General features: G+C 60.4%; 10 protein-coding genes. 2 read left to right on the top strand and 8 right to left on the bottom strand.

The window, feature by feature from the left end; all coding sequences use genetic code 11:
- Positions 1–50: 50 nt before the first annotated feature.
- Positions 51–1,091, bottom strand: a complete 1,041-nt coding sequence (gene xylF / locus O9X91_RS09170; protein ID WP_077985196.1) for a D-xylose ABC transporter substrate-binding protein — start codon at positions 1,089–1,091, stop codon at positions 51–53.
- A 244-nt stretch (positions 1,092–1,335) separates the two neighbouring features.
- On the opposite strand from xylF, the gene O9X91_RS09165 reads away from it, so the two are divergent.
- Positions 1,336–2,568 (top strand): ROK family transcriptional regulator, encoded by a 1,233-nt coding sequence (locus O9X91_RS09165; protein WP_162520349.1) that lies wholly within the window; start codon positions 1,336–1,338, stop codon positions 2,566–2,568.
- A gap of 19 nt (positions 2,569–2,587) precedes the next feature.
- Here O9X91_RS09165 and O9X91_RS09160 read toward each other — a convergent pair whose 3' ends face one another.
- The 7 genes from O9X91_RS09160 to O9X91_RS09130 form a co-directional block, all read right to left on the bottom strand.
- Entirely contained in the window at positions 2,588–4,132 is a 1,545-nt protein-coding gene (locus O9X91_RS09160) for a glycerol-3-phosphate dehydrogenase (protein ID WP_269833698.1), read from the bottom strand.
- Between the two features lie 173 nt (positions 4,133–4,305).
- On the bottom strand, positions 4,306–4,722 hold the full coding sequence (gene mce, locus O9X91_RS09155) for a methylmalonyl-CoA epimerase (protein ID WP_077985199.1): 417 nt from the start codon (positions 4,720–4,722) through the stop codon (positions 4,306–4,308).
- Positions 4,723–4,735: 13 nt separating this feature from the next.
- A complete protein-coding gene (gene scpA, locus O9X91_RS09150) occupies positions 4,736–6,877 on the bottom strand; it encodes a methylmalonyl-CoA mutase (RefSeq protein WP_269833697.1) in 2,142 nt (713 codons plus the stop codon).
- 133 nt (positions 6,878–7,010) lie between these two features.
- Positions 7,011–9,014: an acetyl-CoA carboxylase biotin carboxylase subunit gene (locus O9X91_RS09145; RefSeq protein WP_269833696.1), complete on the bottom strand. Its 2,004-nt coding sequence runs from the start codon at positions 9,012–9,014 to the stop codon at positions 7,011–7,013.
- Between the two features lie 45 nt (positions 9,015–9,059).
- A complete protein-coding gene (locus tag O9X91_RS09140; RefSeq protein WP_077985202.1) occupies positions 9,060–9,437 on the bottom strand; it encodes a hypothetical protein in 378 nt (125 codons plus the stop codon).
- A gap of 103 nt (positions 9,438–9,540) precedes the next feature.
- Complete coding sequence (gene yghU, locus O9X91_RS09135) at positions 9,541–10,437, bottom strand: glutathione-dependent disulfide-bond oxidoreductase (RefSeq protein WP_077985203.1); 897 nt, start codon at positions 10,435–10,437, stop codon at positions 9,541–9,543.
- Positions 10,438–10,539: 102 nt separating this feature from the next.
- A complete protein-coding gene (locus O9X91_RS09130) occupies positions 10,540–12,072 on the bottom strand; it encodes an acyl-CoA carboxylase subunit beta (protein WP_077985204.1) in 1,533 nt (510 codons plus the stop codon).
- 118 nt (positions 12,073–12,190) lie between these two features.
- Between O9X91_RS09130 and O9X91_RS09125 the strand changes: the two genes are divergently transcribed.
- Positions 12,191–13,609: a helix-turn-helix domain-containing protein gene (locus tag O9X91_RS09125; RefSeq protein ID WP_269833695.1), complete on the top strand. Its 1,419-nt coding sequence runs from the start codon at positions 12,191–12,193 to the stop codon at positions 13,607–13,609.
- The last annotated feature ends 4 nt before the right edge of the window (positions 13,610–13,613 follow it).

Genomic DNA, 13,613 nt, shown 5'->3' with positions numbered 1-13,613 from the left:
GGCGCTGCGCCATGAGCCATGGCGCAGCGCCCGAACCGGGACGTATTCGATCAATCGCAGGCTTTGACGGTTCCGGCCTTCACACCCTGGCAGGCCGTTTCCTTTTTGATCCAGCCGGCATCGATGACGACGTTCAGATTGTCCTTGGTGATGGCGATCGGCTTCAGGAAGACCGACTGCATCGTGACCTTCTTCGGGCCGCCGTCAAAGGCCGTGACGCCCTTGATCTCCGTCATCTTCTTGCCGCCGGCCAATTCCAGCGCGATGCCTGCCGCTTCCTTGCCGAGTTCACGGCTGTCCTTCCAGACCGAGACCGTCTGCGTGCCGAGCGCGACGCGGTTCAGTGCGGCGAAATCCGCATCCTGACCGGAAACGGGAACCGAACCGGCCATGCCCTGCGCGGCGAGAGCGGCGATTGCACCGCCGGCTGTGCCATCGTTCGAGGCGACGACCGCATCGACCTTGTTGTTATTCTTGGTCAGGAACTGTTCCATGTTCTTCTGGGCATTTTCCGGCTTCCAGCCATCGGTATAGGCTTCGCCGACATTCTTGATCTTGCCGCCGTCAATGGCAGCCTTCAGCACTTCCTGCTGACCGGCGAACAGGAAGTCCGCATTCGGATCGGAAGAAGAGCCCTTGATGAAGACGTAATTGCCTTCGGGCTTCACCTTGAAGACTTCGGCAGCCTGAAGACGCCCGACTTCCTTGTTATCGAAGGTAATGTAGAAGGCGTTCTGGTTTTCGATCAAGCGGTCGTAACCCACGACCGGAATGCCTTCGGCAACGGCCTTTTCAACAGCCGGGCCAATCGCGTCGCTGTCCTGCGCCAGGATGATCAGCGCGTTGGCGCCCTGCGCGATCAGCGATTCCACGTCGGTCAGCTGCTTTGCGGCGGATGATTGCGCGTCGGCGGAGATGTATTTCGCGCCGGCCTTGTCAAGCGCCGCCTTGATGGCCGCCTCATCCGTTTTCCAGCGTTCTTCCTGGAAATTCGACCAGGAAACGCCGACGACGAGATCGGCCGCGATAGCCGCGGTATGCAGGGAAACGAGTACGGCTGTACCCGCCAAAAGCTTGGCAAAAGAATTCATGATGTCCTCCCGGTAAGGGCGACACCCCACACCTCCATGCAGGAAAATCGCCCGGAAAAAGCTGCCGGTCTCTGTGGTTTCACAATTTTCTCGACAGTCGAGAAAATTAATGTCAGAGATTCCCCATGCTGTCAACAACGGCTGCGGGCAGCATCCGGGTGCCTTGATCTTGCTCGTGGCATACGCCATCAGAGTGGGATCAGCACGACAGGAAAAAGGCCGTTCAGGGAGCATGCCCCAGCCCATGTCCGCCATTGCAAGTACGGAACTGGTGCGCCAGAAAAACAGCCTGTCGGTGATGGCGGCGCTGCGCCTGCACGGCAGCCTTTCCCATACCGACATGTCGTCTTCCACCGGGCTTGCCTCCGCAACGGTGTCCGCTATCACCACCGAGCTTGAGCGGGCCGGTCTCATCCTGCGAAAAGAGCAGCTCGCCGCCGCCGGCCGCGGCCGGCCGCGCATTCTCTTCGGCCCGCGCGGCGCTTTCTGCCATGTCGCCATCGTCATCATCTCTTCCGATAGCGTGCAATATTCGCTGGTCGATTATGCTGGCAAGCTGGTGGACCGTTTCACCGAACAAAGGATTGCCGCTGAAAAAGGCACATTCGGCGGCGCGATCCTCGCCGGTCTCGCAAGACTTGCCGATCGCTCACGCATTGACCGGCACGATATCCTCCAGGTCTCGATCAGCAGCAAGGGGCTGGTGGATACGGCCACGGCAACACTCGTCTGGTCGCCGGTTCTCGGTGACGAAAGGATTGATTTCCAGCGGCTGGTATCCGGGGACGGCCGCATTCGCGTGACGCTGAACAACGAAACGCTGCTGGCCGCAAAAGCCATCTGGATGCGGGAGCAGGCAAAAGAAAACCCGGCGCCGGAGGCCCTCGTCACCCTCTCCCTCGGCCACAGCATCGGCCTTGGCATCGCCCGCGCGGCGCGCGGCGCAATCGAGGTCAGCGCCCCCAATTTCGGCCATATGCTGCATCTGGCCGACGGCGCGCTGTGCCGTTGCGGCACCAAAGGCTGCATTGAGGCCTATTCCGGGTTTTACGCCATACTGCGTTCTGCTTTCGAAGCCCCGCCGCAGGCGGAACCGGCGAAATTCGTGCCGATTGCGGAGGTGGACAAGATCGCCGCCTCGGCCCGCACCGGCGCCCGCATGGCGCGGTTCGCCTTTCGCACCGCCGGACTTGCGCTCGGCAACGGTCTTTCACGCCTCTTCAGTCTGCATGGCCATATGCCGGTTTTCATCACCGGCCCGGGCACTCGCTATTTCGATCTTCTGGAAAGCGGCCTGCGCGACGGTCTGGCGCAATCGCAGGCGGTGCGTTTCGGCGGCATGCCGAAAATTGCCATAGCGCCCAACGAACCGGAACTGGTGTTTGAAGGGCATATGGAACACGCGCTTTCAGCCGCAGACGACTACATCCTGAGCGCCGACGGCCCGGAGAGACCGGTGAAGAGTTCAGGGAGCTGACAGGGCGGCTGGCGGATTTTCAGGCGCGCTCCGCCACGGCTTCGGCCTTTTGCCCGCCGCCCGTCAGCATGGCCACGAATTCATCGAGACCGGCAGCCTCTTCCTTGCTCAGGCGCAGGCCCTGTTTCGTGCGTCGCCAGAGAATGTCCTCGGCCGCAGAGGCCCATTCGTGTTCAACCAGCCAGCGCACCTCGCATTCATAAAGCGTGCCGCCAAAATGCCCGCCGAGGCCGGAGACATCGGTGGCGCCTCCCAACAGTTCTGCAGCCTTCGTACCGTAGTTTCTGACAAGCCGCTCGGCATGGCGTCCATCAAGGAAAGGGTATCGGGAGACGAGCGCCCGAACCTGCGCCTCATATCTCTCAGCGCCGAAATCGCCACCCGGCAGGTGGGAGCCCGCCGTCCACGGCTTGCCCTTTTCGCCAATTGCCGCGCCGATCTTTTCCAGCGCATGTTCCGCCAGCCGCCGATAGGTGGTGAGCTTGCCGCCGAAAATATTGAGGAGTGGAGCTTCACCCTCGGCCTCTTCAACCTTCAGCACGTAATCGCGTGTGGCTTCCTGCGCTTTCGAAGCGCCGTCATCAAAGAGCGGCCGTACGCCGGAATAAGTCCAGACAATGTCTTCCGGCCGAACGGGTTCGCTGAAATAGTCGCTGGCTGCGTTGCAGAGATAGGAAATTTCGTCTTCGGAAATGCGAACCCTGGCCGGATCGCCCTTGTAGTCGCGATCCGTGGTGCCAATCAGCGTGAAATCGCGCTCATAGGGAATGGCGAAGATGATGCGGTTATCAGGGTTCTGGAAGAAATAGGCGCGCGGATCGGAAAACTTCTTGCGCACAACGATGTGGCTGCCCTGCACGAGCCGGACATTGTGCACGTCGTTGCGCCCGAAGACGCCGGAAAGCACAGTATCCACCCAGGGACCGGCAGCATTGACCAGCATGCGCGCTTTATGCGTGGCCGAACGACCGGTTTTTTCGTCCAGCGTCTCGATGAGCCACAGCCCGCCTTCGCGCCGTGCGGAAACGACGCGCGTGCGGTTCATGATGGTCGCGCCGCGATCCGCCGCATCGCGTGCGTTGAGAACCACGAAGCGGGCATCATCCACCCAGCCGTCGGAATATTCGAAAGCCCTGGCGAAAGCCGGTTTCAGAGGCTTGCCCGCCGGGTCCTTGCGAAGATCGAGCGTGCGGGTCGCCGGCAAAAGTTTGCGGCCGCCGAGATTGTCATAAAGAAACAGGCCGAGCCGGACCATCCAGGCCGGGCGCACGCCGCCTTTCTGGATTGGCAGGACGAAACGCATGGGCCAGATGACATGTGGAGCCATGGCCCAGAGGATTTCCCGCTCCATCAGCGCTTCGCGGACGAGGCGAAACTCGTAATGTTCGAGATAACGCAAACCGCCATGGATGAGCTTGGTGGCCGCGGAAGACGTGCCGGAAGCGAAATCGCCCTTTTCCGCAAGCGCCACGGAATAGCCCCTGCCCACGGCATCGCGGGCAATGCCGCAGCCATTGATGCCGCCACCGATGACAAAAAGATCGAAAATATTCTCGCCGGACATAGAGCCTCCACGACAGCGTCGGGGGGACCTCGTCCCCATCGTTGAAAGACAATTGCCATAAAAACGAAAACAAAACGAATGTCAAAAGAAAACAAACGAAACACGTTCCAGCAAAGGCGAACGGCCGCTGCGCGCCATCCACCGTATGGCCAGCCTCTTACGGGGTCTGTGTTTCAGCCATGTGTCCGAGAAACCTGTTCAAGCTCATAGAGCACGCCGCCCATATCCTTTGGGTGCAGGAAAAGAACGGGATTGCCATGCGCGCCGATCTTCGGCTCGCCGTCACCCAGAATTCGAACGCCTTTTTTGACGAGATCGTCGCGCGCCGCGACAATGTCAGGCACTTCGAAGCAAAGATGGTGCGTGCCGCCGCCCGGATTTCTCTCGAGAAAAGCGGCAATCGGCGAATTTTCGCCGAGCGGATAAAGAAGCTCGATCTTGGTATTTTCAGCCTGAATAAAAACCACCGTCACCCCGTGTTGAGGTAGCGATTGCGGCTCCGAGACCTCTGCGCCAAGTGCGCTGTAGCGGGCAATAGCGGCATCGAGATCGGGCACCGCGATGGCGACGTGATTCAATCTTCCGAACATGGCCGTATTCCCCTCACACGTTCCGCCTGACGCCTTCGAGCAGGTCGAGAACCTTGTTGGCCGCATCCATGACATTGGTGCCGGGTCCGAAAATTGCCGAAACGCCGTGATCGAGCAGAAACTGATAATCCTGCCGTGGAATGACGCCGCCGACCACGACGATGATGTCTTCCGCGCCCTTCTGTTTCAGCGCCTCAACCAGCTGCGGCGCCAGCGTCTTATGACCGGCGGCGAGCGACGACATGCCCACCACATGCACCCTGTTCTGAACGGCGATATCCGCCGCTTCAACGGGCGTCTGGAACAAAGGGCCGGCCAGCACATCGAAACCGATATCGCCGAAGGCGGAGGCTATGACTTTCGCGCCGCGATCATGTCCGTCCTGCCCGAGTTTGGCGACCATGATGCGCGGCTTGGTGCCGATCCTCTCAGCAACACCGGAAAGCCGGGCGGAGAGCGTGGCAAGTTCAGGCTCATCCCTATAGGCCTCGCCATAAATATCGCTCACCACCTCCGGCACGGCGGCATGGTCACCGAAGACCGCACGCAGTGCATCGGAAATCTCTCCCACCGTGGCGCGGGCGCGGGCGGCGACAACGGCGGCTTCGAGAATATTGCCCTTGCCGCTGCGGGCGATCTCGGAAAGTGCCGCCAAGGCGGAGGTCACATCCTTGCCATCGCGGCGACGGCGCGTCTCCTCAATGCGGCGGATCTGCGCGGCGCGAACGGCGGCATTGTCGATATCGAGAACATCGATATCTTCCTCGTTTTCGAGACGATAACGGTTGACGCCGACGATGACCTCCTCGCCCTTGTCCACCGCCGCCTGGCGGCGTGTTGCCGCCTCTTCGATCAGCCGTTTCGGCAGGCCTTCCGCCACCGCCCTGGTCATGCCGCCAAGCGCCTCCACCTCCTCGATCAGCGTCCAGGCCTTCTCTGCCAGTTCATCGGTCAGGCTCTCGACATAATAGGAGCCGGCCAGCGGATCGACGACCTTGGTGACACCGGTTTCATGCTGGAGGATAAGCTGCGTATTGCGGGCGATGCGGGCGGAAAACTCCGTCGGCAGGGCAATCGCCTCATCGAAGGAATTGGTGTGCAGCGACTGCGTACCGCCAAGCACGGCGGACATGGCCTCAAACGCGGTGCGGACGATGTTGTTATAAGGGTCCTGCTCCTGAAGCGAGACACCTGACGTCTGGCAATGGGTGCGCAGCATCAGCGATGACGCTTTTTGCGGCTTGAATTCCTGCATGATGCGCGACCAGAGCAGGCGCGCGGCGCGCAGCTTCGCCGCCTCCATGAAGAAATTCATGCCGATGGCGAAAAAGAACGACAGGCGCCCGGCAAAATCATCGACATTCAGCCCCTTGGCAAGGGCCGCGCGCACATATTCGCGGCCATCCGCCAGCGTGAAGGCAAGCTCCTGCACCAGCGTCGCGCCGGCTTCCTGCATGTGATAGCCGGAAATGGAGATGGAGTTGAATTTCGGCATCTCCTTCGCCGTATATTCGATGATATCGGCAATGATCCGCATCGAGGGTTCCGGCGGATAGATATAGGTATTGCGAACCATGAACTCCTTGAGAATGTCATTCTGGATGGTGCCCGAAAGGGCGGCACGAGGCACCCCCTGCTCTTCCCCCGCAACGATGAAACTGGCGAGCACCGGAATAACCGCGCCATTCATGGTCATCGACACCGAGACTTTTTCGAGCGGGATGCCGTCGAACAGGATTTTCATGTCCTCGACGCTGTCGATCGCCACGCCGGCCTTGCCGACATCGCCCTCCACGCGCGGATGATCGCTGTCATAACCGCGATGGGTGGCGAGATCGAAGGCGACGGAAACGCCCTGCTGACCGGCGGCCAGCGCCTTGCGGTAAAAGGCGTTCGAGGCTTCCGCCGTGGAGAAACCGGCATATTGGCGGATGGTCCAGGGCCGCCCGGCATACATGGTGGCGCGCGGGCCGCGCGTGAAGGGCGCAAAGCCGGGCAGGCTGTCGAGATGGGAAATCTTCTGCAGATCGTCAGCCGTATAGAGCGGCTTGACCTCGATGCCCTCCGGCGTGTGCCAGACGAGTGTGTCCGGTGAGCGCTTCAGCTCCTTTTCGGCAAGCTGCAGCCAATCCCGCACCGTTTTTTCACCCGACATGCATCTCTCCCCTTCTGCATTTCATTTTGGCACTGTGGCGGCTGATCGTGACGAAAATCGAACGGCCGCCCGCAGGCCCGCCCCCTTAAACCACTCCGATCCGCATCCGTTCCGCAAAAACGGCCAAAGGTCGTCACTCGAATTCGAGGATGACTTCATCCACCGCAAGGCTGTCGCCCGGTTTAGCCGCCACCCTGGCAACGCGGCCGCGTTTTTCCGCACGCAGGATGTTTTCCATTTTCATGGCCTCCACCGTCGCCAGCGCCTGCCCGGCCTCCACCTCGTCGCCCTCACCCACGGAAATACCGGTGATGACGCCCGGCATGGGGCAGAGCAGCAGTTTCGATGTATCCGGCGGCAGTTTTTCCGGCATCAGCAGCGCCAGTTCCGCCACGCGCGGGCTGCGCACGCGGGCGAGAACATCCATGCCGCACCAGCGCAAGCGAACCGCTGCGCCTGCAAGATCGACCTTGGCGGCGATGACCTCGCCCGCCACTGTGAACAGCCCAAGGCTTTGGCCGGGACGCCAGCCGGTATCGATGGTCAGCGCCATCCCATCCTCAAAACGGACCGCCGTACCATCCGCACCGGTTTCGACGCTGACCCCGTGGCGGAGCGCGCCAAACGAAACCACCCAGTCACTACCGACAATGCGGCGGTGATTGCCAATGGTGCCGGAAATTTCAACCGCGCGGTTCTGCAGGCGCTGATTGATGATGGCCGCAATGGCGGAAAGCTTGCGCGCGGCGGCCTCATCCGGCTCGACGCCGGAAAAGCCTTCCGGAAACTCTTCCGCAATAAAGCCCGTCGTCAGGTGGCCGGCGCGGAAACGCTCATGCTGCATGACGGCAGACAGGAACGGTAGATTGTGGCCGATGCCCTCAACCTCGAAACGATCCAATGCCTCTCCCATGGCATCGATGGCAGTCGTCCGATCCTTGCCCCAGCTGCACAGCTTGGCGATCATCGGATCGTAATACATCGAGATTTCGCCGCCTTCGAAAACGCCGGTATCGTTGCGGATGACCGTTCCGTTGTCCTGTTCGCCTTCCTGCGGCGGGCGATAACGCGTCAGCCGGCCAATAGAGGGCAGGAAGTTGCGGTAGGGGTCTTCAGCATAAAGCCGGCTTTCAATCGCCCAGCCGTTCAGCTTCACATCCGCCTGCCCGAAGGAGAGCTTTTCACCTGACGCCACACGAATCATCTGTTCGACCAGATCGATGCCGGTGATGAGTTCCGTCACCGGATGCTCCACCTGCAGGCGGGTATTCATTTCAAGGAAATAGAAGTTGCGGTCGCCATCGACGATGAATTCCACCGTGCCGGCCGAATGGTAACCGACCGCTCTCGCCAGCGCCACGGCCTGCTCGCCCATGGCCTTGCGGGTCGCTTCGTCCAGAAAGGGTGACGGCGCTTCCTCGATGACCTTCTGGTTCCGCCGCTGGATCGAGCATTCGCGTTCGCCGAGATAAAGGATATTGCCGTGCTTGTCGCCCAGCACCTGAATTTCGATATGGCGCGGCTGGGTGACGAATTTTTCGATGAAGATGCGGTCATCGCCGAAAGACGACTTCGCCTCGTTTTTGGAGGACTGAAAACCCTCGCGCGCTTCGGCATCGTTGAAGGCGATGCGCATGCCTTTGCCGCCACCGCCGGCCGACGCCTTGATCATGACTGGATAACCGATCTGCGAAGCGATCCTGACCGCCTCATCCGCATCCTCGATCAGCCCCATATGGCCGGGGACGGTGGAAACGCCCGCTTTCGCGGCCAGTTTCTTGGAGGTGATCTTGTCACCCATGGCCTCGATGGCGCCAACAGGCGGGCCGATGAAGACGACGCCCGCCTGTTTCAGCGCTTCTGCGAAGACAGCATTTTCCGACAGGAAGCCGTAGCCGGGATGGACCGCATCCGCCCCGGTCTTATTGATGGCCTCCAGAATTTTGTCGATGACGATATAGGACTGCGACGAGGGGGCCGGGCCGATATGAACGGCCTCATCCGCTTGTCTCACATGCAGCGCATTGGCATCCGCATCCGAATAGACCGCGACAGTGGCGATGCCCATCTTCCTGGCCGTCTTGATCACCCGGCAGGCGATCTCGCCGCGATTGGCGATGAGGATTTTCTTGATCATGCGGTTGTTGCCCCTCTTCCCTCAGCGCAAACCCGTGAGTAGTCGTCAAATTTCGAAAAAATTCTCGAAGGATTCCGGGAAATTCTGCCGGGCGACACGCTCATCGATAACAAGCATCGCCTGATAGGAAAGCGGATCGAAGTTCTTTTCCGCCGGCACCACCTCGCGGCCGAAGAGGAGGTTGAGGCGGGCGGCGTCGAGATTGCCACGCTCGAAGGGCTCAGGCCCGAAATGGTGCCAGAGCGAGTGCAGGAAGGCGGCATCGATGCGATGCTCCTTGGTGTCGTTGCGCGCCCTTCGGGGTATCATCTTGATAGGTGTTACCCCTTTGGGGTTGGCGCGGCGGATGGTGAACTGGACGCCCGTGCTCGGCATGCCGGAGGGAAATCCCTTGTGTTTGGTCATTTCGGGCAGGTTCGCCATCTTTTGTCCTTCCAGAACATTTCCAGTAAAAGCTGCCTTGCTTTTACGTCCGGAAATGCGTCAATTCAAATAGTTAGAGCGCTTTTGGCGCTCTAATCCTTCCTTACGCCTTGCCGATCTTGTCCTGCGTCTTCGTCTCGAAGTCGGAGGCGTCGTGGCGTTCATGCAACTGTTCGGACGGATCGCCCGAAGTCTTGTTGACGATCACGCCGCGTTTGACCGCCGGGCGTTCGCCGATTTCGAGCGTCCAGCGCATGACGTTCTTGTAACCGTCCGCCTCAAGGAACGCACCGGCATCGCCATAGGCCTGACCGAGCGCGATCTTGCCATACCACGGCCAGACGGCCATGTCGGCGATGGTATATTCCGAACCCGCCAGATAGCGGTTTTCAGCCAGGTGCCGGTCCAGCACGTCGAGCTGGCGTTTGACCTCCATCGCGTAACGGTCGATGGCGTATTTGATCTTGATCGGCGCATAGGCGTAGAAATGGCCGAAACCGCCGCCGAGGAAGGGTGCGGAGCCCATCTGCCAGAACAGCCAGTTCAGTGCCTGCGTGCGGGCATTGCCCTCTTTCGGCAGGAAAGCGCCGAATTTTTCCGCGAGATAAACGAGGATCGAGCCGCTTTCGAAAACGCGCGTCGGCTCAGCCGTCGAGTGATCCATCAGCGCCGGGATCTTGGAATTCGGATTGACGCCGACGAAACCGGAGCCGAACTGGTCGCCCTCGCCGATCTTGATCAGCCAGGCATCATAGTCTGCGTCCTTGTGGCCGGCGGCCAGCAATTCTTCCAGCATGATGGTGACCTTCTGGCCGTTCGGCGTCGCCAGCGAATAAAGCTGCAGTGGGTGCTTGCCGACAGGCAGTTCCTTTTCATGGGTGGGACCGGCGATAGGGCGGTTGATATTGGCGAACTGGCCGCCATTGCCCTTTTCCCAGGTCCAGACCTTGGGCACTTCATATCCTGCGGGTAAATTATCTGCGGAGGAATTTTCGGCCATGAAAATGTGTCCTTTTGCTTTTCGGGAGGACATCCGGACATCCGGGCGCCTGAACATCCATATAGTAAGGTGGCCGAAGCATTTTTCCAGCCCTGCGGCGGATCAGAGCGGAATAGTGTCGTGTTTCTTCCAGCGGGTTTCCACGCTCTTGTTGCGTAGCGACGCAAACGCGCGAGCGATGCGGCGGCGTGAGGAATGCGGCATGATGACCTCATCGATGAAACCGCGCTCCGCAGCGACGAAGGGATTGGCGAAACGCTCCTCATATTCCTTCGTGCGCGCAGCGATCTTTTCCGGATCGGAGAGCTCGGAACGATAGAGAATTTCCGCCGCCCCCTTTGCGCCCATCACGGCGATTTCCGCCGTCGGCCAGGCATAATTCACATCCGCGCCGATATGTTTGGAGGCCATCACGTCATAAGCGCCGCCATAGGCCTTGCGGGTGATCAGCGTCACCATCGGCACCGTCGCCTCGGAATAGGCGAACAGAAGTTTCGCGCCGTGCTTGATGACGCCGCCATATTCCTGCGCCGTTCCGGGCAGGAAACCCGGCACATCCACCAGCGTCAGAAGCGGAATGTTGAAGGCGTCGCAGAAGCGCACGAAACGCGCCGCCTTGCGCGAGGCGTCAATATCGAGGCAGCCGGCCAGCACCATCGGCTGGTTGGCGACGACGCCCACCGTCTGGCCTTCGAGACGGATAAAGCCGGTGATGATGTTGCGGGCGAAAGCTTCCTGCAACTCGAAGAAATCGCCTTCGTCGGCCAGCGCGTGGATCAGTTCCTTCATGTCATATGGCTTGCTGGAACTATCAGGGATCAGCGTATCGAGACGTGCTTCCAGCCGCGCCGGATCGTCGTGGAACGGGCGCGCCGGCGGCTTTTCGCGGTTGTTGAGCGGCAGAAAATCGAACAGCAGCCGCACATGCTCCAGCGTCTCGATGTCGTTTTCATAAGCGCCGTCGGCGACGGAGGATTTTTTCGTGTGGGTGGAGGCTCCGCCCAATTCTTCCGCCGTAACGATCTCGTTGGTCACGGTTTTGACCACATCCGGCCCGGTCACGAACATGTAGGAGGTATCGCGCACCATGAAGATGAAATCGGTCATGGCCGGCGAATAGACGGCGCCGCCCGCACAGGGGCCCATGATGACCGATATCTGCGGCACGACGCCAGAGGCGACGACATTGCGCTTGAACACATCGGCATAACCGCCGAGCGAGGCCACGCCTTCCTGAATTCTGGCCCCGCCGGAATCGTTGAGGCCGATCACCGGCGCGCCGTTGCGCACCGCCATATCCATGATCTTGCAGATTTTCTGCGCATGGGTTTCCGACAGCGAACCGCCAAGCACGGTGAAATCCTGGGAAAACACATAGACCTGTCGGCCATTAATGGTGCCCCAGCCGGTGACGACGCCATCCCCCGCCACCTTCTGTTCCGCCATACCGAAATCCACCGCCCGGTGGGTCACGTACATGTCGTATTCTTCGAAGGAGCCTTCATCCAGCAGCACATCGATGCGCTCGCGCGCCGTCAGCTTGCCCTTGGCGTGCTGCGCCTCGATGCGCTTGACGCCGCCGCCGAGCCGCGCCTCGGCGCGCCGCGTTTCCAATTGCTCCAGAATGCCGGGCATGTTTCCTCCATGCGTTTCCTCAAAATCAATAGCTTAGAAAACATTCGCCTAGAAGCCTTGATCGTGCGCGTATGCGTGCCATAAATATTTGCAATGTTTAATTTTGCAAAGTTGCAACATGGCGACGGAAAAACTCTTCATCGGCCGCAAGGTTCGCGGCCTTCGCGAAAACGCCCGCGCCACGCAGGCGCAATTTGCCGAGCGGCTTGGTATCTCCGCGAGTTATCTGAACCAGATCGAAAACAACCAGCGACCCGTTTCGGCCAGCGTTCTGGTGACGCTGGTGGAAAAATTCCAGCTCGACATGGCGGAGCTGGCGACCGGTGAAAGCGACCGGCTGGTTTCCGCCGTGCGCGAGGCGCTGAAAGACCCGCTATTCCTGAATTACGAGCCTGGGCTCCAGGAATTGAAGTTGATCGCCCAGAACGCGCCGGGTTTTGCCCATGCGCTGCTGCGCGCCCACCAGGCCTATCGTCAGAACAGCGAGCAGCTGGTGCAGCTGGATGACCGGCTGGGTCGCGGCACCGCGCAGGTGGAAAGAACCCCTTACGAGGAGGTGCGCGACTTCTTCCACTTCGTCGACAACTACGTCGCCGAGATCGATCTTCTGGCCGAGGAGCTGGCAGAGGACTTGGACATCGAGGGTGGCGAGACCTACGGCATTCTGGCGACGCATCTGCACAACCGTTACGGCATCCATATCACCCGCACCGATGCGGCGGGCGGCCTGATCCGGCATTTCGATCCCACAGGCAAGACGCTCGCCCTGAGCTCCTACATGGCCGCGCCGACCCGCTGTTTTCAGCTTGCATTGCAGATTGCCCAGCTTCACGCCGGCGCGACGGTGGACAGGGTGCTGGCCGGCGCCGGTTTCCGCAACACGGAAGCGGCCGAAATCTGTCGTATCGGACTGCACAATTATTTCGCCGCAGCGCTCATCCTGCCCTATGGCCGCTTTCATCAGGCGGCACAGGAGCTACGCCACGATCTTGAGCTTCTGGCCGTTCGTTTCGGCGCAAGCCTTGAGCAGGTGGCCCACCGGCTGAGCACCTTGCAACGGCCAGGTATAAAAGGCGTGCCGATCTTTTTCGCCAAGATCGACCGCGCCGGCAACATCACCAAACGCCACAGCGCCACGCGGCTGCAATTTGCCCGTTTCGGCGCGGCCTGTCCGCTGTGGAATATCCATCAGGCCTTCGAAAGCTCCGACAGGATCGTGCGGCAGCTGGCGGAAACGCCTGACGGCGTACGCTATCTTTCCATTGCCACGCAGATCGAGAAAGCCGGCGCGGGTTTCAACACGGATAGACCGCGCTATGCCATCGCGCTCGGCTGCGAAATTTCCCACGCGCAGAATTTCGTTTATGCCGATACGCTCGATCTCGGCAATGCGGCCTCCTTCAAACCGATCGGCATTTCCTGCCGGGTCTGCGAGAGGGTGGATTGCGTACAGCGCGCGGTGCCGCCGCTGAAACGCAAGCTGCATTTCGATCATCTGTCGCGCGGGGCCCTGCCCTACAGTATCGCCGATTTTTGACCAC

The sequence above is a fragment of the Agrobacterium salinitolerans genome (genome assembly GCF_027498475.1).
In the GTDB taxonomy this organism is placed as follows: Bacteria; Pseudomonadota; Alphaproteobacteria; order Rhizobiales; family Rhizobiaceae; genus Agrobacterium; species Agrobacterium salinitolerans.
This window is presented reverse-complemented; position numbering and strand designations above follow the sequence as displayed.

Bases quoted from the DNA above. Each gene is read 5' to 3' on its own strand.
- scpA (WP_269833697.1), bottom strand. From the start codon at position 6,877: ATGTCGGGTGAAAAAACGGTGCGGGATTGGCTGCAGCTTGCCGAAAAG.
- yghU (WP_077985203.1), bottom strand. From the start codon at position 10,437: ATGGCCGAAAATTCCTCCGCAGATAATTTACCCGCAGGATATGAAGTG.
- O9X91_RS09130 (WP_077985204.1), bottom strand. From the start codon at position 12,072: ATGCCCGGCATTCTGGAGCAATTGGAAACGCGGCGCGCCGAGGCGCGG.
- xylF (WP_077985196.1), bottom strand. From the start codon at position 1,091: ATGAATTCTTTTGCCAAGCTTTTGGCGGGTACAGCCGTACTCGTTTCC.
- O9X91_RS09160 (WP_269833698.1), bottom strand. From the start codon at position 4,132: ATGTCCGGCGAGAATATTTTCGATCTTTTTGTCATCGGTGGCGGCATC.
- O9X91_RS09125 (WP_269833695.1), top strand. From the start codon at position 12,191: ATGGCGACGGAAAAACTCTTCATCGGCCGCAAGGTTCGCGGCCTTCGC.
- mce (WP_077985199.1), bottom strand. From the start codon at position 4,722: ATGTTCGGAAGATTGAATCACGTCGCCATCGCGGTGCCCGATCTCGAT.
- O9X91_RS09145 (WP_269833696.1), bottom strand. From the start codon at position 9,014: ATGATCAAGAAAATCCTCATCGCCAATCGCGGCGAGATCGCCTGCCGG.
- O9X91_RS09140 (WP_077985202.1), bottom strand. From the start codon at position 9,437: ATGGCGAACCTGCCCGAAATGACCAAACACAAGGGATTTCCCTCCGGC.
- O9X91_RS09165 (WP_162520349.1), top strand. From the start codon at position 1,336: ATGTCCGCCATTGCAAGTACGGAACTGGTGCGCCAGAAAAACAGCCTG.